Source organism: Micromonospora sp. NPDC023814 (assembly GCF_040639595.1).
Lineage (GTDB): Bacteria > Actinomycetota > Actinomycetes > Mycobacteriales > Micromonosporaceae > Micromonospora.
The window spans coordinates 1-22,357 of sequence record NZ_JBFAAF010000044.1 but is presented as its reverse complement, the minus strand read 5'-3'; the positions used below and the strand labels follow the sequence as shown (position 1 = coordinate 22,357).

The 22,357-nt window shown below is 69.9% G+C and carries 17 protein-coding genes and 1 pseudogene; 11 read left to right on the top strand and 7 right to left on the bottom strand.

Annotated features, from left to right (window positions below; genetic code table 11):
* Nucleotides 1-294: 294 nt before the first annotated feature.
* The 7 genes from AB0G14_RS22565 to AB0G14_RS22535 all read left to right on the top strand — a co-directional run bounded on the left by AB0G14_RS22565 (nt 295) and on the right by AB0G14_RS22535 (nt 7,341).
* Nucleotides 295-1,518 carry a thaumatin family protein gene (locus AB0G14_RS22565; RefSeq protein ID WP_357700371.1) on the top strand — a complete coding sequence of 408 codons (1,224 nt, stop codon included), beginning with the start codon at nt 295-297 and terminating at the stop codon, nt 1,516-1,518.
* A gap of 46 nt (nt 1,519-1,564) precedes the next feature.
* Nucleotides 1,565-2,794: an FAD-dependent monooxygenase gene (locus AB0G14_RS22560; RefSeq protein WP_357700369.1), complete on the top strand. Its 1,230-nt coding sequence runs from the start codon at nt 1,565-1,567 to the stop codon at nt 2,792-2,794.
* On the top strand, nt 2,763-4,112 hold the full coding sequence (locus tag AB0G14_RS22555) for a salicylate synthase (RefSeq protein WP_357700366.1): 1,350 nt from the start codon (nt 2,763-2,765) through the stop codon (nt 4,110-4,112). Before AB0G14_RS22560 ends, AB0G14_RS22555 begins: the two co-directional genes overlap by 32 nt.
* Before the next feature lie 45 nt (nt 4,113-4,157).
* Nucleotides 4,158-4,862, top strand: a complete 705-nt coding sequence (locus AB0G14_RS22550; protein ID WP_357700364.1) for a transposase — start codon at nt 4,158-4,160, stop codon at nt 4,860-4,862.
* 144 nt (nt 4,863-5,006) lie between these two features.
* A complete protein-coding gene (locus AB0G14_RS22545; protein WP_357700361.1) occupies nt 5,007-5,774 on the top strand; it encodes a basic amino acid ABC transporter substrate-binding protein in 768 nt (255 codons plus the stop codon).
* Complete coding sequence (locus AB0G14_RS22540) at nt 5,747-6,586, top strand: amino acid ABC transporter permease (RefSeq protein ID WP_357700358.1); 840 nt, start codon at nt 5,747-5,749, stop codon at nt 6,584-6,586. Before AB0G14_RS22545 ends, AB0G14_RS22540 begins: the two co-directional genes overlap by 28 nt.
* Nucleotides 6,587-6,588: 2 nt before the next feature.
* Nucleotides 6,589-7,341 carry an amino acid ABC transporter ATP-binding protein gene (locus AB0G14_RS22535; protein ID WP_357700355.1) on the top strand — a complete coding sequence of 251 codons (753 nt, stop codon included), beginning with the start codon at nt 6,589-6,591 and terminating at the stop codon, nt 7,339-7,341.
* A 317-nt stretch (nt 7,342-7,658) separates the two neighbouring features.
* Here the strand turns inward: AB0G14_RS22535 and AB0G14_RS22530 are convergent, their stop codons facing one another.
* Both AB0G14_RS22530 and AB0G14_RS22525 read right to left on the bottom strand, forming a co-directional pair.
* Nucleotides 7,659-10,673, bottom strand: coding sequence for a hypothetical protein (locus tag AB0G14_RS22530; RefSeq protein ID WP_357700353.1), 3,015 nt, complete (start codon nt 10,671-10,673; stop codon nt 7,659-7,661).
* 202 nt (nt 10,674-10,875) lie between these two features.
* Nucleotides 10,876-12,012, bottom strand: coding sequence for a hypothetical protein (locus AB0G14_RS22525; protein ID WP_357700351.1), 1,137 nt, complete (start codon nt 12,010-12,012; stop codon nt 10,876-10,878).
* Between the two features lie 82 nt (nt 12,013-12,094).
* Here AB0G14_RS22525 and AB0G14_RS22520 point away from each other — a divergent pair, with 82 nt between their 5' ends.
* On the top strand, nt 12,095-12,427 hold the full coding sequence (locus AB0G14_RS22520) for a hypothetical protein (RefSeq protein WP_357700348.1): 333 nt from the start codon (nt 12,095-12,097) through the stop codon (nt 12,425-12,427).
* Between the two features lie 44 nt (nt 12,428-12,471).
* On the opposite strand, the pseudogene AB0G14_RS22515 reads toward AB0G14_RS22520, so the two are convergent.
* Nucleotides 12,472-13,308, bottom strand: a pseudogene (locus AB0G14_RS22515) (CPBP family intramembrane glutamic endopeptidase).
* The gene (locus AB0G14_RS22510; protein WP_357700346.1) at nt 13,296-13,553 is read right to left on the bottom strand and encodes a hypothetical protein; all 258 of its coding nucleotides are present in this window, start codon (nt 13,551-13,553) and stop codon (nt 13,296-13,298) included. Before AB0G14_RS22510 ends, AB0G14_RS22515 begins: the two are co-directional and overlap by 13 nt.
* A gap of 524 nt (nt 13,554-14,077) precedes the next feature.
* Here AB0G14_RS22510 and AB0G14_RS22505 point away from each other — a divergent pair.
* On the top strand, nt 14,078-15,424 hold the full coding sequence (locus AB0G14_RS22505; protein WP_357700344.1) for a hypothetical protein: 1,347 nt from the start codon (nt 14,078-14,080) through the stop codon (nt 15,422-15,424).
* A 963-nt stretch (nt 15,425-16,387) separates the two neighbouring features.
* Here the strand turns inward: AB0G14_RS22505 and AB0G14_RS22500 are convergent.
* Nucleotides 16,388-16,708: a YbaB/EbfC family nucleoid-associated protein gene (locus AB0G14_RS22500; protein ID WP_357700341.1), complete on the bottom strand. Its 321-nt coding sequence runs from the start codon at nt 16,706-16,708 to the stop codon at nt 16,388-16,390.
* A gap of 38 nt (nt 16,709-16,746) precedes the next feature.
* Nucleotides 16,747-17,403: a response regulator transcription factor gene (locus AB0G14_RS22495; RefSeq protein WP_357700338.1), complete on the bottom strand. Its 657-nt coding sequence runs from the start codon at nt 17,401-17,403 to the stop codon at nt 16,747-16,749.
* 351 nt (nt 17,404-17,754) lie between these two features.
* Here AB0G14_RS22495 and AB0G14_RS22490 point away from each other — a divergent pair, with 351 nt between their 5' ends.
* Entirely contained in the window at nt 17,755-18,204 is a 450-nt protein-coding gene (locus AB0G14_RS22490; protein ID WP_357700336.1) for a zf-HC2 domain-containing protein, read from the top strand.
* A gap of 603 nt (nt 18,205-18,807) precedes the next feature.
* Nucleotides 18,808-19,800 (top strand): hypothetical protein, encoded by a 993-nt coding sequence (locus tag AB0G14_RS22485; protein WP_357700333.1) that lies wholly within the window; start codon nt 18,808-18,810, stop codon nt 19,798-19,800.
* A gap of 184 nt (nt 19,801-19,984) precedes the next feature.
* Here AB0G14_RS22485 and AB0G14_RS22480 read toward each other — a convergent pair.
* A partial coding sequence (locus tag AB0G14_RS22480) for a hypothetical protein (protein ID WP_357700331.1) occupies nt 19,985-22,357 on the bottom strand: 2,373 nt, incomplete at its 5' end.

The window sequence follows — 22,357 nt, the reverse complement described above, 5'->3', positions numbered from 1 at the left end:
CGGTCAGCCTGGCTGGACACCCGGCCGGTCCGCGCGGTGAAGTTCGTACCGCCGACGGACCTGCGTCGCTGGGGCTCAGCGCGAGGTTCGTGGATTCGGCCGGCTGGCCCGACGCGGGCGGCTGCGGTGGCGGGCCGTGCAGCGTGAACCAGGGTGGGGCCGCTGCCGTCGTACGGGGGTGCGGCCCGCACGCAAACCCACGGGTCCACACTCCACCATTCGTCTCCCTGACTGGAGAGCTACATGACTGGAAAGACTGGGATATCTCGGATCTGCGCGGCTCGCCTCAAAGGGATGGCCGCGTATGTCGTGCTCGCGCTGCTCACTCTCGGTTTGATCGTGGTCATGCCCAGCCTGTCCGACGCGGCCACCGGCGAGCGCGTGACATTCGTCAATTCCACCGGCGAGACCCTGTGGGTCGGCGCGACCCCGAGCGACGACGGCTCACGGGACATCAAGGGTCTTCCGACGTTGCAGCCGGGCCAGTCGGCGACAATCGTGATTCCGGATGGTGACCAGCCGAACTACTGGCGCGGGCGCTTTTTCGCGCGCCAACGGTGCACCGGGGAGCCCGGTAGCACGTTCCGCTGCCTGGTGGGTGACTGCGGCGTCCAGGCCGATCGCTGCGAAAGGACCTCGGATCCGGTGAGCCTGGCCGAGTTCAACTTCGATCAGAACGATCCGGGTGCCCCCTGGTACAACGTCAGCTACGTCGACGCGCTGTCGTTGACGATCACGATTGACACACCGAATCATCCCAGGCCGACCATCGCCGGCAGCTGCGCAACGTCGGACTGTTCGGCCGGGCAAATGCTCGCCGCGTGTCCGGCGGCACTCGCCGTCACTGATCCGCAGGGCGGAGACCGGATCAACTGCATCAACCCCAACCGTGATGCGGAGAGCGACTACACCGCCGCGCTCCGCACCTTCGCCCCGAGGGCGTACCTGTGGTCCACGCATGACCAGGTCCCCGACAACGAAACCATGTTCAACTGCGTCGACTGCACGGACTTCGTGGTCACCTTTCACAACGCAGTGTCCATGAACAGGCGACCGGCTGACCGGGCGGAACTGGCTTCGGCACTGGGGGCGGCCCCCGCGGACGTCGCCGTCTTCGAGCGGCTCGTCGCCGCCTTCGAGCTGCGCGGGTACGCCGACAAGTGCATCGACGCGCCGGGCGGCGACTCGACTGACGGCGCACAGCTCCAGCTCTGGGACTGCAACGGCACGCCAGGGCAGCGGTTCACGCGCGGCCCCAACGACTCCCTGGTGATGCTCGACAAGTGCATGGACGTTGCCTGGGCGTCCCAGGACAACGGCGCGAAGGTGCAGCTCGCGTGGTGCAACGGCGGTCCGGCGCAGGTCTGGATGATTGACGGTCCGTTCCTGCGGAACCCGCACTCCGGCAAGTGCGTCGACGTGCGGGACTGGAACTCCGCCAACGGCGCGCCGCTACAGATCTGGGACTGCAACCCCGCCGGGCAGGCCAACCAGTCCTGGCGGGTCGCCAGCCGCTGACCCCTTCCCCAAAAGGCGTGTGACTCTGGTGCTGAGGGAGTGTGGGATGGCGGCAAAGGAACTGCGGGTAGCCATCGTGGGTGCCGGTATCAGCGGGCTCACGACCGCGATCGCCCTGCGCCAACGCGGCATTGGAGCCACCGTATTCGAAAGGGCTGATCAATTACGGGAGGTTGGTGCGGCTGTCGCCCTTGCCGCCAACGCAACCCGGCTGCTCGACCGCCTCGGGCTCGGCGATCCGCTTTCGGCGGTCTCGGCGGAGGCCAGCGAGCTCATATTTCGATCCTGGCTCGATGGACGGCGGATTTCCGCGCATCCCGTCGGCGAAGTCTATCGAAATCGATTCGGTGCCCCATTCTACGGAGTGCACCGGGGCGACCTGCTCGATATACTTGCCAACGCGTGGGGTCGGGAACTCGTCCACGTGGGCCACAACCTGACCGGGCTGCGCGAAGCTCGAAAGGCCATCGTCCTGGAGTTCGAAGACGGTACCGAGTTCCCGTCCGATCTCGTGGTGGGTGCCGATGGCATACACTCCACCGTTCGCCGCTACGTGACCACCGAAGGCGGGCCGGTCTACACCTGCACCAGTGGGTTCCGCGGATTGGTGCCGCTCGCGGCGGTCCCCTTGCTGCCGGACCCACAGGCATTGCAGTTCTGGATGGGCCCCGGTGCGCACCTGGTGCACTACGCCATCTGCGACGGACGGGTGAACTTTCTTGCAGTTCTCGATGGCCCGCAGAAGTGGTCCGCCGGCGCCAACGCCGCGCCGGCAGCTCCAGACGAACTGGCTGCGCGCTTCGCGGATTGGCATCCGGCAGTCCGTCAGTTGGTCAACGCCGTGCCGCAGGGCCCATGCTGGGCGTTACTCAGCCAGCCGCCGCTCCGGCTCTGGAGCCGGGGCCAGGCTGTCCTGATCGGCGACGCCGCACACGCGATGTTGCCGCACCACGGGCAGGGCGCCAACCAGGCCATCGAGGACGCGGTGGTGCTCGCCGAATGCCTCGCGTCGGTATCGATTGGTGGTCACCGCGAGGCATTCGACCGCTACCAGCGCCTTCGGCGCACCCGCACCCGGGCCATCCAGCGCAGTTCGTGGGACACGTCGCCATTGCTACACCTGCCCGACGGCCCAGCCGCCATCGCGCGCGACATGGACTTGAACCGATTGGTTGAGCGATTCGGGTGGATACATGCGTACGACGCACAGAAGATGCACAAGCCCGACATGACGAGGATCCTTAATGACCACCTACACCGACCTGACGCTAAGTGATCAACCTGACTCCGTTGTCGATCCGCTTGCCCTCGCCGTGCGCCTGGCCCGGTCCGCGCTGTTCGCTGACTATCTGTTGTACGAGCGTGACGGCTGCTGGACCTTCGCCGGGGGTGCCCGGACCACAGTCTCGCTGGATGCTCAGTACGTACACACCGCCGACGCGGGAGGCGAGCGTGTCACCCGATGGTCGGGGTCGCCGGGAAAGGCGCTGCAGGCGGCACTGGCGGCAGCCTCACGGGCGGAGGAGTGGAACGCCTACGGATGGCTCGGGTTCGCCTTCTCCAATCTCCTGCCCTCAGTCGCGCCGCAGGGCCTCGCAACGTCGGACGGGGAACTGGCCCGGATGATCATTCCGCAGGTCGAGGTGCACATCTCGCGGCATGGAATCCGCAGCCGAGGGGTCGACCCGGCCATGTGCGACCACATTCGCCGGGCGTTCGCCGCGATCGACGCGCCCCCGATAGGTGAACCCGGCACCGTCGACATAGACGTGGATGGTGCCCGGTACCGCGCGAGCGTCGCACAGGCTGTCAGCGAAATCCGGCAAGGATGGTACCAGAAGGTCATCCTCTCCCGAGGAGTACCGATCCCGTTTCCCGTCGACATCGACGCCACATACGAACTCGGACGCCGCGCCAACAATCCGGCCCGCTCATTCCTTTTCCACCTCAACGGCACCCGCGTCGCGGGCTTCAGCCCCGAGGTCATCGCGGCAGTCGACACCGCCGGCCGGGTCGTGACGCAGCCGCTCGCCGGGACGCGAGCCTGCGGTCGCGGTACTGCCGCCGACGCGCTCGCCCGCCGTCAGCTCGAGGCCGACCCGAAGGAAGTATTCGAGCATGCGATCTCCGTTCGTACTGCCCAGCAGGAGCTGCGCAGCGTCTGCCGGCCGGAGTCGGTAACCGTCGAGGACTTCATGAGCGTCAAGGAGCGCGGCAGCGTGCAGCACCTCGGTTCGCTTGTCAGCGGTAAACTGCCGGACGGTGCGACCGCGTGGGACGCGCTGGAGGCGCTATTCCCCGCAGTAACCGCATCCGGTATCCCGAAGCGGGAATCTCTCGACGCGATCCACCGGCTGGACCGCACTCCGCGCGAGATCTACTCCGGGTCGGTCCTTTCGGTCAGCCACGATGGCGCACTGGACGCTACTTTGGTGTTGCGCGCCATTTACGAGCGGAACGGCCGGTCATGGCTACGAGCCGGTGCCGGGATCGTAGCCGACTCCACACCCGAGCGCGAATTCGAGGAGACCTGCGAAAAGCTCGCCAGCATCGCGCCATTCGTCGTACCACGGGACACATCCGCTTCTGCTTAAAATTCTGGAAGATAGAACGCTACGAAGCCTGTTGCTTTCAACCCCGTGTCATCCCCCGTCGGTCGCCGAACCTTGTTGAGACCACCTCAACGTCCCGCGTCTGAAATTCGTCGACAATGTCGGGTGAGGGAGCCGAGGGTTTCCTCGGCGGTCTTGACCCACGCGAACGGCTTCGGGTTCTGGTTCCATTTCTGGTCGTGCTTGTGCGGGCGGTTCGGCTTGTGTTGGGTTGCCGCTCGGCGCGCCGGTCGGACACCAGTCCCGCGATGGCGAGGATGGTGTCTTCGAAGTGTTATCGGCGTCCGAGGTAGCGTTGCAGCGGTTGCCACTGAGGTGATCTCAGCCGAAGGCAGGCAGCTCTACGCCCGCCGCGGCGCCCTCGTCGAACCAGGCTTCGCCCAGCTGTTCCAACGGTTCGGACGCCGCATGCACCAACGCGGCACCGCCGCCGTCGACACCGAGATCAAACTCCTCGGCGCGGTGCACAACCTGAACAAGATCTTCCGCCACGATGCCAGGCAGAAGACCTCTCGACAGTCGAAGATCGAAAGCTGTGCGACAGCCTCCGACAACCGGTGCCCGCGCACCGAAACCCTCCCGGCCAGGGCCCGGCCGACCACCCCGACTACGCAACCCCCACCCGGCAGCCCGCCACGGCGTCCACATCGTCACCGCCGCCACCAGCACAAACCGAAAGGCGGCATGAAAACGAAGACTTCGAACAACCCGAGGCCACGCCGCACAGCTTAAAGATCAAGCTGCCGCCGTAGCTTATAACCGACTACTCAGGTAGAATTAGTAGGGATATCGAAGTTATACCCACCGATGAAAGGCGGGCAGGTGCGTCGACCACTGAAAGGCCAGCTCTTCGCTGGCGCGCTCCTCGTAGTAGTAGTGTCCAGCCTCACGGCGTGCACCAGCACGGGCGCCAACTCGGGCGGTGACGCCACACATCTGGTGCAGGCCGGCAAGCTGACGACATGCACGCATCTGCCCTATCCACCGTTCCAGTCCCGCGATGGCTCCGGGAAGGTTGTCGGGTTTGACGTCGATCTGATCGATCTGGTCGCTCAGCGCCTCGGTGTGGTCCAGACGATCGTGGACACTCCGTTCGAAGGCATCAAGTCCGGGGCCGACCTGAATGCCGGGAAGTGTGACATCGCCGCCGCCGGCATGACGATCACCGACGAGCGGCGCAAGGTTCTCGACTTCTCGGCCCCTTACTTCGACGCGACTCAGCTTCTCGTCGTCGCGTCCGGGTCCACCGCCAAGTCGCTCAGTGATCTCGTGGGCAAGCGCGTCGGAGTCCAGGGCAACACCACCGGTGACGACTACGTAACTGGTCAGGTATCGAAGCAGTCGCTCCAGGTGGAGGTCGTCGACTTCCCCGATCTCGGCACGTTGCAACAGGCTCTCGCCACTGGACAGGTGGCAGCCGCCGTCGGCGACCTGCCGGTGTGGAACGACTATGTGAAGAAGAATCCCGGCCAGGCTGAAGCCGTGACCGAGTTCAACACGGGCGAGCAATACGGGTTCGCCGTGAAAAAGGGTGGTGACCGCCGACTGCTCCAGACGGTCAACGACACGCTCGCGCAGGCGAAGGCGGACGGCACCTACGACAAGCTCTACCAGCAGTGGATCGGGCCGAGGCCGAAGCGATGAGCTCTCGCCTGCGGCGCCGCCGGATAAGTCTTCGGCGGCGCCGCCGCCTGCTGCGCGGGGCCGCCTACGCACTGTTCGCGGCCGTCGTGGTCATGCTCGTAGCCGCCGCCGACCGGCGTAGGGTGGCCGACGCCTTCTTCCGGACCGACATCGCGGCGTCGATGTTTCCTGAGGCGGTCACCGTCGCGTTGCGAAACACGGTCATCTACGTGTTGCTCGCCTTCTCGTTCGGCCTTGTGGCCGGTCTGGTCCTGGCGCTGATGCGCCGCTCGTCGGTCGCCGCCTACCGCTGGACCGCGGCTGTCTACATCGAGGTGTTTCGCGGGCTACCCGTCCTGCTCGTCTTGTTCCTCATCGGCTACGGCATCCCGCTGGCCTTCCCCGAGCAGCAGATCGTCGGTGGCAGCTACGGCGCCGTGACCATAGGGCTCGGGCTCACCGCCGCGGCCTACATGGCGGAGACGATCCGCGCGGGCATCCAGTCCGTCCCGAAGGGACAACACGAGGCGGCTCGCTCGCTCGGAATGTCGCACCGGTGGGCCATGACCTCGGTCGTGCTTCCGCAGGCCCTTCGGCTGGTCGTGCCGCCGCTGACCAACGAGGTCATATCGCTCACCAAGGACACATCGATCGTGTACATACTGGGCGTCACCGCGAGCACGGTCGAGCTCACCAAGTACGCGGGCGATGCGCTCAACTCGCGGGTCAATCCGACTCCGCTGGTCGTCGCGGGCGTGCTGTACCTCGCGATCACCGTGCCGCTGTCGCAGGTCGTGCGCTTCCTGGAGAGGCGCGTCGCGAAAGGAAGTTGACCGTGGCCATCGTGGAGGTCCGCGATCTACACAAGTCGTTCGGGTCCGTGGAGGTGTTGCGCGGCATCGACCTGACCCTCGATGCCGGCGAGGTTGTCTGCCTCATCGGAGCGTCGGGCTCCGGCAAGTCGACGTTGCTGCGCTGCCTCAACGGCTTGGAGGTGCCGACCCGGGGGACCGTTCTCGTGAATGGTGTCGAGGTCACCGACCCCGACTGCGACATCGACGCAGTGCGTCGCCACGTCGGGATGGTCTTCCAGCATTTCAACCTCTTTCCTCATCTGACGGTGCGCCGCAACGTCACCATCGCGCAACGTCGCGTGCTGCGGCGTAGCGCACGCGAGGCGGACAGGGTGGCCGAGGCGAATCTCGCGCGGGTCGGGCTGGCCGACAAGGCCGACTCGTTTCCGGCCCAGCTGTCCGGTGGCCAACAGCAGCGCGTCGCCATCGCGCGGGCGCTCGCGATGCAACCTCAGCTCATGCTCTTCGACGAGCCGACCAGTGCGCTCGATCCGGAGCTCGTCGGCGAGGTCCTCTCGGTGATGCGTCGCCTGGCTGCCGAGGGAATGACGATGCTGATCGTCACACACGAGATGGCGTTCGCCCGGGAGGTCGCCTCCCGGGTCGTGTTCGTCGATCGTGGCGTGGTCGTCGAGTCGGGAGCCCCCGGGCAGGTGCTCGGCAATCCGAGGCAGGCCCGAACCGGGGAGTTCCTACGACGGGTGCTCTCCCCCAATCTGGTGGACGGCGCGTGAGTAACACGGCGTGGCCGAGCGTGTCACAGGTGAGTCGGACCAGCTCGGAAGGACACGTGCGGCTCCGGGTGCGTGCCTGTCCCCCGTGCGTGCTACCGGCAAGTGCCCACCGCACGGTGACGATTCCCCGGCGGCCGGATCCATCGCGTTCGACGTAGCCGCGGGCCGCCGGTTCCGGTCCGGCTTGCGGCGGCGGTGGGCACGTCCCGTCCAGGCGCGGGGCGCGGCGAGCGAGACCTGGAGCGCCGGAAGCGGGCCGGACGGCCGCGCCGAACCTGGCGTTGCTGACCCGTTCCCGACTCGGCGGGCGACGACGGTCAGGCCGGCTCCGGGCGCCACGCATCGAGCGTGCGGATCGCGGAGGACCTGATCCGGCGCCATCTCCGCCGCTCCGCCACGTACTCCCGCTCGACGCGCACGTACGGATAGGACGCGACCGGCAGGATGTACTCGTTGCCGTCGGTCATCAACCGCGGCAGAATCGTCCGGACCCGGGTCAGCCCGGCCAGGGCCCGTGCGGTGCCGGCGACGTCGATGGCGCGGTCGCGATCGACCAGCACCTCGATCAGCCGGTGGTCGGGGAGCACCGGGGGCCGCTGCCGGTGCAGACGTTGCCACTGGCCCAGCCCCTCCGGGCTGTCCGCGCGCACCATGATGAACCGGGCGGCGGCGGTCTGCAGTCGACCCCGGGGCCACCGCTGTACCTCGTCCGGCAGGCCCGGAACACCGTGCGCGGCCCCACGGCTGAGCAGACGTACCGGCGCGTCGGTCCATCGTCGGTGCGGCGTCAGATCGCCGTGCGACCCGACCTTGAGCGCGGCCACGATACGGCACCGATCCAGCCAACCGGCCGGTAACAGGTACACGTCGCGGTCGCGCAGCGCCGGCGCCAGCGCCGGGGGCGGCTCGGCGTCGCTGGCCGCTACGTCGACCGCGCCGCCGGGGCCGACCCGCAGCGTGAGCAGATGGCGGGCGCGGGTCCGGGCGCCCAGACCCACCGCGTCCAGGTGGGCCAGCAGGAACAGGCCGGGGCTCGGGACGCCGTCGGTCACGGCCACGTCCGGGTCGACCGCACACTCGACGAACAGCTCGCACTCGTCTTCGTTGACCTGCGGTTGCGGCTTCAGCCAGGTGAGTCCGTGCCAGGTCGGGGAGCGCTGCGCCTCGGTCAGTCTGGGGCCGTCGATGAGTCGCGAGGCCGGGGCCGGTAACGGCACGGTGAACCGATCCGGCGGCGGGTCGGCGTCGGGGCCGGGCGCCTCGGGGCCGGTCGTCGCCGCGCGCTCCGGGCCGTCGACGGACGGGGCCGCGATCTCGGAGACGAGCGGGGTGTCGACGGCGTGGGCACCGGCCACTTCGGTCCGCCGTGAACCGTCGATAGGGAGCGCGCGAGCGGTGGCCGTGTGACCGGCCACCGCGGAGTGGAGGGCGGCCGACCGGGCGGTTTGGCCGGCTTCGCCGGGGCCGAGCTCGGTAAACGTACTCGCGACGGTCGATGCTGGGTACGGCGGAAGCGCGTTCTTGCCGATCTTGGCCGGGACGGCGCTGTCGTGCCCGGTGGACTTCGAGGTCCCGGCCGCCGGCCGGGCCGAGTCGGCGGTCACGGGCAGCGCCTCGGGTGTTCGCTGCGTGGCCGGTGTCGGCTCCGGGGTGGGCTCCGCCGACGCGGCCGGCCAGGGTCTCGCGGCAGGCCCGCGCACGGCCTCCGGCCTGGGCAACGCGGCAGGCCCGCGCACGGCCTCCGGCCTGGGCAGCGCGGCGGGTCGGGGCGCGGTGGCGGGCTCCGGCGTCGGCGTGGGAACGGGCCGGACGGCCGCGGCCGGCTCGGGCACGGCATGCACCACTGACATCCGGGGCGCCTCGACCGGGACCGCTCGGGTCGCGGGCGGCGCGGCGAGCGGATACGGCTCGGGTTCGGGCGGGGTCAGCTCGGCCGGGGCCGGCTGCGACCTCGGGTCGGATGCCTCGCTGAGGGTGATGCCGCAGCGCAGATACCGACCCAGCCGGTCGGCGTGATGCCGCGCTCCGGCCGCCCGCTCGGGCGAGATGGCCGAGAGCAGCAGCAGATCCGTGCCGCGCCAGCCCGCGGCCTCCAGAAGCTGGCTGGTCTGCCGTTCGCCGGCGGCGAGCAGCGAATCGTCGCGGTAGCGCAGCGCCAGCCGTCCGTCGGCCAGCACCGCGAGGTCGGCGCGGAAGATCGCCTGGCTGGGCCGCAGGCGTTCGTAGATCGCGAGCTGGCTCTGTTCGTGGGCGGCCGGCACGCTGACGAGGGGTACGCCGGGATAGCTGGTCGTGACCAAGCCACCGACCGGAACCAGCCGACCGTCCACATCGGTCTGGAACAGCGCTTCGCCGGTGGAGTCGCCGTACCGCTCCCATCGGCCGGGCCGGGCGTCACGACGGATCACCGACAGGTCGCGGCAGCCTTCCAGGATCTCGACCTGGTCACCCTCAGCCGGAGCCCACACCGTAGCGCCGGTGGTCTCGGCGAGCCGGGCCAGATTCAGTCCGAGCCGCCGCCGCTCCTCGGCCGTCTCGGGCCAGCTCAACCACAGTCGCAGATGCCAACCGTAGAGCGGCAGCGGGGCCAGCGCGGCCGCCAGTTGCCGACCGTCCCGCAGGCTCACCCGCCCGTTGTAGTCGCCGACGACGAAATCGCCGGCGCGCACCCCGACGGCGACCGTGAGCACACTCGGGTGGCCCGGTCGCATCGTCGCCGCGGCGGACCGGCGTTCTACGAAGTCCTCCCGGGTGGCCAGGCTCAGCCCGCCACCGGGCAACGGCAGCGCCGCCGTTCCCTCCCGCTCCCGCACCAGCCCGCCGACCAGCTCGAACCAGCTCTGCCCGGAGCCCTGATCGCCGGACGGCTGGACCACGAGCCAGTTGACCGGGTGGCCGGTGAAGAGATCCACCGGCACCACATCGCAGTCGCCGCCGCCACCCCCGTCGGTGCCGCTGCGGCGGGCGGATGTCAGGCTCAGCTCGGACATCGACCGGATGTACGTCAGCTCGCTCCCGGCCGGGGCCACGAGCACGTCCCGGCCGAGTTCGTGGGCCATTGCCTGGATCGTGGCCCGGGTCTGCGGCCCGGTGGCGACCAGCAGCCGTACGTCGAAACCGTCGCCACCGTTCTCCCGGACCATGTCGGCCAGCTGGGCACCGGTCAGCGAGCGGTCCGGACGTTGCCGGGTGGCCAAGCCACCGTCGGGGGCGACCACGACGGCAAGGTCGAACAGGCCCGGGATCCGGCGAGGTTGTTCGCCACCAGCCCGCCAGTGACGCCGCCACGGCCCCCGGACGCCGCCCGCGGGTGCTTCCGTGGTAATCGCCATGCCATTCATTACGGGTCCTGAACGCCGGCGGTTCAGGCCCTGGCTGTTGGGACCGCCAGCGCGGCCGCAGGCGATCCTGCTCGGCTACCAGATGCCGATCGCCGACGGGCTCTCGGTCGTCACCGCGCTGTCGAATCGAATCACAGCCAGGTGCTGGTGCTGACCAGCGGCCCGCCGGCAGCGCGTCCACCCGGCCCGGAGGTCATCGCACCTCGATCGACCAGCGCCCGGGCGGCACCTTGCCGACGAGGACGACGATCGTGCGGGGATTGGTCCGCGCGGTCAGCCGGCGCAGAACAGGCGCGTCGTCCGGCTCGGGGCCGCAGAAGATGATCTGTACGGCGGTCGGCTCGTCGGTCGCGGTCTCCGCCTCGGTCAACGAAGGCACCATGCGAGCGTCGGCGAGCCGGCCGCCAATCGTCCCGCCGACGACGGTCACAGGTACGCCACGCTCGATGAGCTGCTCGGCGAGGGCGGCCGACAGCCGCCGGGCCTTCGCCTCGTCCCCGGTGACCGTCAGGACGTCCGGCGCCTGGACCAGGTCGAGGCAGAGCGCTCGGCCGTCGAGCGCGCCAACGGCGGTGTAGGTCGGCGCCGGCGGGCCGGCGGCGTCCACGTCCAGCCACAGCCAGGGCGGGGTCGTCCGGGGCAGGCGCACCCCGGCCAGCCGTACAGTGGCCCGATCCAGCCCGGAGGCCGCGGTGAGCGGGACGTCCAGCAGGTCGTCGGCCGGGTTCTGGGCGATCCGACGGTCACTGTCGATGCCGAGAGCGGAAGCCGGGGCGGGCCTCGTCGGGCCGTCATCCGACGGCGCCCGGGGGCCCTCCCCGCCGTCGGCCGGAACCTCGGGCCGCACGTCCACCGACCCGGGGGCATCGGCCGGCAGGAACGGTGCGTCGGGCCGGTCCCGGAGGCGATCCCGCGACCCGGGCAGCCGCAGCCGCTCGCCCCGGCGCAGCAGATGGATGGCCACGATCATGACGACGACCACGAGCAGCAGGCCGAGGCCGCGGACGACGCGGTCGAAATCGTCCGCGCCGGCCGCTTCGGCCGGGCCGGACCCCCTCGTTGCTGGGCCCGGCGTCGCCGCCTCGACACCCGGCGTCGCCAGCGGCCCGATCAGTACGCCCGGACCGGAGGCGTCGGGCGGCAGGAGCAGGATCCAGCCCGGATGGAGTACCGCCGGGTCGTCCAGGGCGAAGCCGTCGGGTTGGCGCCGGCCCTTGTTGAGCTCAAAGATCTCGTCGGCCCGGTTTCCGTTGCCGAGCGTGCGGGCGGCGATGGCGAACAGGTACTCCGGCTGGGCGTTGACCGGCGGCCCGACGATGTAGTGCTTCACCGAGCCGCTCGGCACCGCTCCCCTCGGGGCTGATCCGCTCGGCGCCGATCCGCTCGGCGCCGATCCGCTCGGCGGCGAGCCGGTGGCCAGCGAACCCGATGGTAACGACAGCCTGACGGCGGACACCGGCCCGGCCAGCACCGGCGGGCCCAAGGTGAGCGTCGAGACCAGCACGCTCAGGACCGCTCCGCTGATCGCCACCGTCACACCAGCCCGCCGGGCCCGCGCCCGCCCGGACGCCTGGCCGCCCGAGTGCATCCGTTCTCCTGTCTTCGAGTACGCCACGCCCCTGTTGCCTGTCGAATACGTGCGCGGGCCGGCCAACGGCTCATCGCTCGAGCCGGGAACTGACGATCGTGCTGCTCTGCTCCCCGCCGCGGGTCGCGCCGATGCACACCCCGTCGACACTCGGTGAGCAATCAGGCCGGCTTGTGTTGGTAGGAGGGAAGGTGGGGTCGATCACCGGGCGAGCGTAGCGACCGCGTCGGCACCGGTGGTGCGCCGGCGGCGGGGCATGACGTGGCCGCGCCTGCGGGCCAGCCTCACGAACACGACCGTCAGCACCGCGCCGGCGAGCACTGAGCACAGGCTCGCCTCGGGCCCGAACTCGCCGCCGCTGAGCAGGGTCGGGCCCGACACCCGCGCCCTCGAGCAGCCCCTGGGAGGTGCCGTTGCCGGAGACGTCGGTGCCGAAGATGCCGGCCTCGGCGAAGTTCCAGCCGAAGTGCAGGCCGATCGGCACCCACAGGCTGCGGGTGGCGGCGTAGGCGGCGGCGAGCATCCCGCCGGCCTCGACCGCGATGGCGAGCGCGCCCCACAGGCTGGCGTGCGGGTTGAGCAGGTGCGACAGGCCGAACAGCAGGCCGGTCAGCGCCAGCGCGCCCCACGTGCCAATGCACTCCTCGACGATCCGGAACAGGACGCCGCGGAAGAGCAGCTCCTCCGTCACAGCGGCAGCGGCCATGAACCCGAACAGCGCCACCGCGCCCGTCATCGAGCCCCAGCCGGTCACCCGGTAGCCGCCGAGAAAGGCGATATTGGCGATGACGACCGCGAACATCCCGACGCCGATCAGCACGCCCCGGGCGAGGGCGGCGCCGGCGCCTGACACAGCCACCTCCGCTGGTGCGCGGCGCTCAGTCCGGCGAACCACCCAGGCGTACGCGAGCAACGCAAGCACCGCCGTCGCGACACCGAGGACCAGCGTGAGCCACGTGTTCCCGCCCACCGCACCGACGCCCAGGCTCCCGGCAAAAGCGACCGCCGCACCACCACGATCTGCTTCAACAGTCGCATGACGACTCCAAGCTGAGCAGGATCCCCTGGTAATGGACGGTGCCCGGAGGCGCGACGTCGGCCTGGGCGATGCTGGCGACAACACCGACGCCCGCGAAGACGGCGGCCAGGCCGACCACCGCGGCGGCCAGGCGTCTGTACGTGCGGTGACGGCCGCTCAGCGCCGTTCGGATACGACCGAACACTCTCTTTCCTTCCACATCGGAGGCGATCGGCTCGAACTGCTTGCGGCCGGTCGTCCACACTACGAACAGCGCCGATATTCGGTTCACGCCCGGCCCCGGCCGGCGGCGAGTGGCTAGGCCGCCGCATCAGCCGTCAGCAACTTCAGCCGCCGGCCGTTGACAGCTCGGCGTCCCAGTGGGCTCGGACAGGATGAACTGCAACCGCTGCACCGCCGGGGCTGTGCGCCCACCACGGGCTCGGCACCCGCCAGGGCGGTCGCCGTCTTGTTCCGCTCCCGGCAGCAGCAGCCCCGTCAGATACTCCCGAAACCCCCGCCGTCGGTGTCAGCCCAAGTTTTCCTACGTCGGAGCGTGACGAGTGGAGCGCGAGCCGAACGACGACCCTGATCCAGCTGTCGCCGGAACCGTGCACCTCGCGGAAATTCCGGATACCGGTCCCGGCGTGAACCGCGGCGCCCGGCCGGCCGTCTTGGTACGAAGCCACCATCGAGAAGGGGTAGACCCGGATGCGAGCACACGCGTTTCCTGGCTGGGCCGTTCGTCCGTTGCGGCATTTCACCCGCGGGCGCACCATGATAGCGATCGTGGTCGTGCTCAGCGCACTGGCCCTGTGGCTGGTCCTCGGCGTCGGCAACGCCGCGACCAGGTCCAATGCAGTCCAGGTCGAGCCCTCGGTGGTTGCCAGCCTCGTCCGGGCCGCGAAGTCCTGCCGCACTACTCTCACGCCGGCCCGCCTGGCAGCCCAGGTGATGGCGAAGACGGGGTTCAAACCGACACCGGACGGTGGCATCGCCGGGCTCACCGCAAAGCAGTGGAAGACTTGGGCGCCCTCGGCCGACTCCTCCCCGGCCAACCGGGAGGCGAGCCTGCTCGCCCTCGCCCACCTGACCTGCGACCTGGCCGGCCAGATCAGGGTGAGCGGGGTGACCGGTGACCGGTGGCGGCTGGCCGTCGCCGCTTCGCAGTCCTCGATCAAGGAGGTCAAGGACGTGGCCGGCGTGCCCCCCTCGGCCGCCGCCTTCGTCGAGCGAGTTGTCGGATACGCCGACTTCTATGAGAGCGGGCCCCTGCTGGGCAGCGGGGCCAAGACGCCGACCCCCTCCACGCCCGCGACGCCGGAGGCGACAGCGTCGGCCACGCCCACCGCGTCGCCGACCCCTAAGCCGAGCGAAACCGGCGGGCTCTCCTCGCTGGCCAAACCGACCCGGACCGCCAGCCGGGCCGAGCAGAGCGTGCAGATCCAGCGGGACGGCTTCGTCGACGCGTCGGGCCTGCGGCTCAACGGCTCAGCTCGCGTGTCGGACGGCCGACTCTACCTGGCCGCCGGCTCGGCACAGGCGGCCAGCGCCTGGGCGAGCACGCGGATTGATCCGTCCCGGTCGTTCCAGACCTCATTCACGGCCCAGATCAGCAACATCACCGACGGTATGGCGTTCGTGGTCCAGGGCCAAGGGCCGACCGCGCTCGGCAACGCCGGCAGTCGCCTCGGCTACGGCCAGGACACCACTGACTCGGTCTCGGCGGTCAAGCCTAGCCTCGCGGTCGAGCTGGACACCTGGGACAACAGCCCGGACGGGTTCGACCCGGCCGGACACCAGCACATCGCCGTGACGTTGAACGGAGATCACACCAACCACCGGATCTGGCGTGACCCCGGGTTCAGCATGTGGGGCTCCCAGCCGCTCCACGTGTCGATCGCCTACGACGCGTCGGCCCACCGCCTGACCGTGTGGGCCGCCTCCGCCACCCCAACCGCCGGGCGGGACCTGATGATGATGGCCACGCGGCCTCCGCTGTTCACCTACGGGGTCGACCTGTCGGCGGTCGTCGGGACCGGACCGGCCTACGTCGGCTTCACCGGCGGCACTGGGAGGACCACGGTGACCGATGCCCAGGAGTCGATCACCCGGTGGGCGCTGGTCTCGCGGTGACCCGGCCGGCGGGCCCGGTGCGGTCGGCCGCACCGGGCCCGCCGACGCGGTGGTGAACTGGTCCAGCGATCGGCGCACCGCCGGATGGCGTCCGCATGCCGCAGCACGGTTCCGTTGATCCGGCTGCCGTCGACGGGCAGCCGCCGTCGGGCCGCCGTGCTCAGCCCGGGCCTCGACCCGCCGGCCGGTGTCGGTCATGCCATCAACCGTTGGCCAGACCGAGTCGGACCTATGATCGGCGCGCCATTGGTTGCTGTTGAGAATCGCCGGCAGTGCGCCGGAGGACCTGGTCCATCGCCGCCGGCGCTGGCTGGCGGGAGGCCGCGCCCTCGACCTGGGACGCGCTGTGGCCTATGCGGTGCTCTCACGACGCATGAGACCCAACCGACGCCGGCATCAACCTGCTGACCGAGCTGCTGGCCACGGACGGGATGAACAATTCAGCCTTGTCGCTGGTCGGAGTGGACGGCCAGACCCGATGCCGTTGTGTGGATCCGCCGCCAGCCGAGCAGGGATGGACGCGCGGTACTTCAAGGGCCGCTCCGTCATGCGGACGGCCGAGGTGCTGGTGGATTCCGGTCGGGACGGCGAAGTCGCGCGTCTATGACGCTCTGCGGGCGCCGCTCGGTTCACGGGCCGCGCACTTTGATCCTCGGCTCTGGCCTTGGGTCAGGCGAAGGGGGCGGCGGGTGACGCACCGCAACACCGGCCGGCAGTCCGCGCCGACAGCTGACGGCGCGGAGCTGCGTCATCCCCGGCCGTTCCAGCGGTGGTCCGACCGGGGCCGACGCCGACGACAAGGGCTGGGAACCGGTCAGCTCGAAGACTGGAGCCGGACGCGCCGTGGCGGCGACGTCGCCCAGCCGGGCCCCCCGATATCGGCAGCCTACGGCCATGGCTGCCGGGTGGCCCGACCGGTCGCCGTCGACGCCGGTCGAGCCCGCCGGGTGCTGCGCTGAAGCCCTATTGCCCGTCCCATTCGAGGTTGCCGATCATTGTCTGGAACGGGCGCATCGTGCTTTCGACCGCCTCGCGCACGGCGGCCAGAGCCTGGGCGTGCGCGGCCAGGATGTCACGCCGGAGACTGTCGGGGTCTGGCAGGTGGTCCCCGTCGAAGCGGACGTCGTGGAGCTCGCCCGTTGCACCCAGGCTGATGGTGACCGGGCCGGAGGTTCCGGCCACCTCCACCTGGAACAGCCGGGATCTGGCCTCGATGAGCTCGGACTGCATGGCGTTGGCCTGCCGCATCCAGGCCTCGAAGTCGTCGGTCTGGTGTGTCGTCATCCCTGCCTCCTCGGCTTCCGGTCGTACGCGGACAGAAATCAGGCGGCGTAGTAGTGCCGATCGCCGCAGTCGTCGCTCACCAAGCCGAGGCCGATCGCCGCCCGGGTCAGCTCGGCCTTGTTGCCGACCTTCAGCTTGCTCCGGATCCGCTTGGCGTAGGTGTTGACCGTCGCCTCGGACAGGCCCATCCGGGTGGCAATCTGCCGCTGCGTGAGACCCAGGCTGATCAACCTGACTGTCTCGATCTCTCGGGGAGCCAGGCCGGCCGTCACCTCGCGCCCGGGTCGTCGGGGTCGCTCGAGCTGCTCATGCAAATGCCCGATCAGGTCAGGTGAGACATAGAGGGCCCCCGTCGTCGCGATGCGGAGCGCCTTGACCATTTCGCGCTGGTCGCAGCTGCGGGTAACGCAGCCTCGAGCGCCAGCCCGGATCGCGTCCCACAGCATGTCCTCGCTGTCCCACGTGGATGTGACCACAGGGTACGCCACTTTGGACACGCTGATCACGGTGTCGACGCAGCTGCGCACATCCCGCGCCGAGATGGCCACGACGACCACACCGTATGCGCCGGCTCCGTCCAGCGTGTCGATCTCGTCGACCGACGAGACCGACGCACCGATGGTGAACCCCGGCTCATCGGCCAGCACCCGCTCCATTCCAGCGCGGGTAATCGGCTGGTCGTCAATGATGGCCACCCGGCAGACGCCCGCCGCGCATTCGGGCGTTGAACCTTGAGCTACCACAGTCATCTCCTAGGAACGTCCACCCCGACAGTGAGGCGGCGGTGTAACAGTCTTACGAGGCGCAGCGTTTTTCGGTTCAGCATGAACAAGTTTCGACGGTAGGCACGGCCAAGGCTGCCCTGCGGCACCGGACCCGGCCGGAGCTGGCCGGCGGTGCTCGTCCGGGCGGCCGTGCCGGTCACGGCCGCTCCCACGGTGGGCGGATCCGGTCGATTGAACCGTCCGGGTCCGCCAGACGTCCAACAGGCAACACGCTGCGTACCCAGCGGCGAAGCGAAGCGTCGCACGCCAAGGAAGACAGGCATGACCCAACCCCCGTCAGGACCGGAACACGTCCAGCTCCAGCTTGGTTTGTATGTGCTTGGTGCGCTCTCCTCGATCGAGGCTGGAGTGGTCAATCGGCATCTGGCCCGGTGCGCCGAGTGCCGGGCCGAGTGCGCCGAGCTGAGCGAGGTGCTGACCTTCCTCCCCTTGCTGAGCACGGAGGATGTCCGCTCCATCGGCAACGAGTTCGCGCCGAGGACCGGTGCGGCCGAGCGCCCGCCGGCGACGCCGGCCGGAGCGTCGTCGTCGGCCCCCCACCGACCCGCGACACGGCCAGCAGCGGCCCGACCGGAGGCCCCGGGCCCACGGCCGTCAGCCGGTCGGCGCCGAATGCGGCGGTTTCGCTCATCGCCGCGTCCGTGGGACTGGCGTTGGTCGTCAGGGTCACCATCGGGCTGCTTCTGGCGCCCGGCTCGCCGACGGAGGTGACCCTGGCCGCAGCGACGCGAACACGGCAACCGGAGCCACGATGTCGGTGGCCGTCGTGGGGGCGGACCAGCCGGTCCATGTGACGGCGAGCATGACCGGGCTCAGCCCGGGCGTGCCGTACCGACTCTATGCGGTCGACTCGCGAGCACCATCGGCTGGGTGACCCAGTGGGTTGCCGAGAACAAGCCGTACACCTACTCCGGCGGTTGCCGTGCCGACGAACGACCTCGCGTTCTTCACCGTCACCCAGCTGGAGCCGGGCCGTGATCAGGGTCAAGGTCGCCGGTCCAGCTGAGGGCGCTCAGTGAGCGTCGGCCAGCTCATCATCGAGCTGTGGAGATTCTCGCTTGGCGAGTTCGCCCCGCAGGGAAGACGTCCCAAGTCGGGACCGGCCGGCCGCTGGAACGCGAACGGCTCGACGTGCGGCTTGCTGGGGATGGGGTAGCTAACTCCGCCCACCTCCGTATGATCGCCCCTCCGCGCCATGTACCTGCCGCTCCCAACCCGTGGGTCAACCGGCGCCGGCCAGACCCGATCGCGAACGGCGGCGGCGCTCCATTCGTTGATCCGAGTGGACGCACGCGGCGCCGAGGAGGAGAGCCCATGCCCATCGACGACACCGACGACGCACGCATCGACTGGCACCTGCTGTTGCTAGGCCTGGCCGGGCGGATGAGCGACGACGCCATCGCACGCTGCCGTGGTCTGCTCGCCGATCGGCGGCTGACCGACGTGCGCGATGAGCTGATCGGGGCCGTCCTGGGTGAAGGCGCACCGCTGTTCCCGGGCGAGGTCGACCTTCTCGAGGAGGCGCTGGGCGTTACCGGCGAGACGGTCGAGCGCCTGTCGGGTATTGAAATCACCGAGAACGAGGTCCCGGTGGGATACCGCTTTGCCGAGTCCACGTCGGGCACCGATCGGAAGGACCGGGCCGTCATCCGGAGCACGGTCGCCCTTGTCGGCGCCCGCGGGCTGTGGCGCTCCCGCCGGCTGGCCGCAGCGGGCGGGGCGTCGCCCGACGCCGGCCGGGTCTATCTGGTCGAGGCGGACGAGGACGCCGACCTGGTCGCCATCACCGGGGAAATCCAGCGCGCCCTCGGCACGATTGGACGCGACCAGCCACGGGTCGAGGTCTATCCGACCGGGCTCGACCTCCCCGACTATCATCGCCTGGCCAGGGCGCACGGAAAGCTGCTGTGGTCACGCGAACCCGACCCGGGGGTACGGGTGGCGGTGCTGTTCGACGCGGTCGATCCCCCGCTCGGTCCGCGGTTCCGACCCGATCATCCCCGGGCCGAACAGGAGGCGCAGGCGGAGCTGATGGACTACCTGCGGCGGGGCAAGGCACTGCTGCTCACGACTGGGCGGCTGGTCGATGTCGTCGACCACACCCGCGGCCGGGTGGTGCCGACGAGCTACCGCACCGACGGCCGCTGGGTCTGGAGCGACGCCACGACCTACTATCTGGAATCCCATGGGCTCCTGCCAGATCCGGACCTGGTGACCCACATCCGGGCCCAGCGCCACACTGCCCCGGTCGTTGACGATGTGGGTATGCACCGGGCGATGCTGGCCCTGCGGCAGCTCGCCGGTTGACTCTTCATGACTGAACAGCAATGAAGGTGGATGCCGTCCGACCTGGTGTGCATCCTGCGGATGGCGATCGGGCGGCCCATCGCGCCTGACTGGCTCCGCGACCGTGCTCGCCACGTCCGGCGGGTGTGTCGCGCATCGATCTTGCCGTTGTGGGTCTCAGCGTCTCCGACCGGCCCGGGACGATTCAGGAGGACCCCGGAGCGCAGCGGACCAGTGTCTGCATGAGCGGCTTCAGGGCGCTCCGAGACTGCGGGAGCTTCCTGTGGAGGGCGGACACCGCACTGCTCCACTCGTACCTCCCGACCTTGTCCAGGCCGGCGATCCAGTCCGGCTCGCCGCCCGCGACATACGACGGGGACAGCGCGAACGCCAGCAGCCGCAGCGCTTCCGCGTCAGCCCTGTCCTCAACGGTGCGGGCGTTGTCTGCCGCGAAGCCGGCGAGCGCGTGCATGGCGGCGTGGGTCAGCCCAGGCAGGGCATCGATGAGAACCGACCGTCGGCCAGCGTTGTCCGTCGCAGCGAGGTACGCACGCTCAATGGCCGGGTCGACGACATGCTGATCATCGGTGGCAGCGGCTGGTGGTGTCGTGGCCTGCGCGTCGCTGGGAGACGGCAGCTGCCGGGACGCGATCGATGCCTGAAGGTCACCGATCACCGGATGGCGGGACGCGAGGGACGTCAACTGTCTGCGCCAGGCATCGACGGCCGACGGCGGAAGACTCCGGTGGGCATCACCGATCTGCTGGGCGGCGGACGCGATCTGTTCCACCGATGGGGAGTCATGACGTAGCACGCTGACGACGGCGTCCATGATGGCGGTGTCGGCACGCTCTTCGTCGTTGCCGGCTCGGCCTTGCGCGGCCTGAACCAGCGAGGCCCAGGTCGAGGGGGAATCGACGAGCAGGGCGTCCAGCAGCACGCGCCGGCGTTGCTCGGTCGTCCTCGCGCTGAGGTACGGCGACCGCGGACGCCGCGCGCTGACGATGGACTGGCCTGCCGTGCCCGGCGTGGGTGTCCACTGGACCTCATGCTGAGTCGTTCTTCGGGGCTGTTCGTTGCCGGGGGCCTGACCAGGAACGTGCGGCAGGCCGGCCGAGCGGAGCGCCCGGCCGTCGGGGCGCGAGCCTTCCGGAGTGTGCGCCGCCGCGGCGGCTCGGGCCCTGAACCGCGGGCGGACGCCCCAGCGGTGCTGCCACGGCCCCGGATGTACCGTCGCCGCCTGTGGGACCAGCCCCACCAGCGGCGGGCTCCCGCCCCGCACCGGGCCCGATCCATCCGGCTCGAACTGGTCCAACGCCACCGGCTCCCCGGCCCCGACCGGAACCAACCGCCCGAACTGATCAACATCGGCCCTCCCGATGAACACCGACCCGTCATGCGGACTCACGAACATCATCTGGTCCGTCGCCCAGACGCGCATTCCGTGACGGTCTGCGAACGCCTGCGCCTCGGCCTGCTCACAGGCCAACAACAACGCCTGCGTCGCACCACCGGCCTGCGCCAGCCGCAACCCGTACTCCGCGGTCTCCCCCAACACCAGCCGACCGCCGTCGCCATGCCCGTGTACCACCAAGGTCGTGGCGGGCACCGCCAGTCGCCGTATCAGGGTTTGATCCGGCTCCAAGCCGACCCACAAGTGCCACACGTCATCCCGGCGGAACAGCCGCGCGCCGCCCCTCAGGACCTCCACCTCGCTGAAGGCGTCGGCACCCTCGCTCGCGGCCCGGGTACGTCGAGTGCCGACGGCACCGCTGCCCTGGACCACCTTGCTTTCACGGCCGGTCCGCGGCGCTTGTGGCTCGGATTCGGAATCCTCCGCATCGGAACCGCCGCCGCCACGCAACGTCACCGGGCTCGGCTCCGGCTGGGGCGGGGTCCAGTGCCGCAGGTCATCCGGGCGTACCGGCCGGTGTCCCGCAGCGGTCTTGGCCTCCGCTACGGCTTCCAGCAACGACCGCACGACCGCGACATCCTCCTCGACGCCGTTGATCGTCACCCCCGGCTGCGGCTGCGCCGGCCCCCCCAGCGCCCGTATCCCCTTTAGCAGCTCGGGCCAGGTCCGCGGACGCGGATCCAACATCGCCACCAGCCGGCGCATGGTCTCCAGCTGCTCGTGGCTCGGCCGCTGTGGGGAGTACGCCGCTCCGGTGAGGGTGATCAGTTCCCGGAGCATCTGATCCTCGTCCGGGTAACTCTGCTGGTCGGACCGGATGAGGCGGCGCCAGCGCTGACCCATGCTGGTGCCGTGGCGTAGCCCGGCCCGGATCGGCTGTACGTCCTGCTCGGGAATGCTGTTCCGCAGCGCGTCCTGCCAGAGCTTGGCCAGTTCGGCGACCGCCGGGCTGCGGGAAGGGTCGATCCCCGTGATCAGCCGCCGCAGCTCGGTCTGGGTGACGTCGCCACGGTCCAGCTCGCGCATCACCTCGATCAGCAGCCGGGCCGGCTCCTCGATCGCGACCCCTGTGTCGTGGAGCAGGTCCCAGGTGAAGATCAGGATGCGCCGCCAGTCGCTCCGCTCGGACCGGGCGGGGCTGTCCGGCGCGGCCGACAGGTCCAG

Excerpts from the sequence above, each read along its gene's own strand:
- AB0G14_RS22565 (WP_357700371.1), top strand. The coding sequence starts at position 295 with ATGGCCGCGTATGTCGTGCTCGCGCTGCTCACTCTCGGTTTGATCGTG.
- AB0G14_RS22560 (WP_357700369.1), top strand. The coding sequence starts at position 1,565 with ATGGCGGCAAAGGAACTGCGGGTAGCCATCGTGGGTGCCGGTATCAGC.
- AB0G14_RS22555 (WP_357700366.1), top strand. The coding sequence starts at position 2,763 with ATGACCACCTACACCGACCTGACGCTAAGTGATCAACCTGACTCCGTT.
- AB0G14_RS22530 (WP_357700353.1), bottom strand. The coding sequence starts at position 10,673 with ATGGCGATTACCACGGAAGCACCCGCGGGCGGCGTCCGGGGGCCGTGG.
- AB0G14_RS22500 (WP_357700341.1), bottom strand. The coding sequence starts at position 16,708 with ATGACGACACACCAGACCGACGACTTCGAGGCCTGGATGCGGCAGGCC.
- AB0G14_RS22490 (WP_357700336.1), top strand. The coding sequence starts at position 17,755 with ATGACCCAACCCCCGTCAGGACCGGAACACGTCCAGCTCCAGCTTGGT.
- AB0G14_RS22485 (WP_357700333.1), top strand. The coding sequence starts at position 18,808 with ATGCCCATCGACGACACCGACGACGCACGCATCGACTGGCACCTGCTG.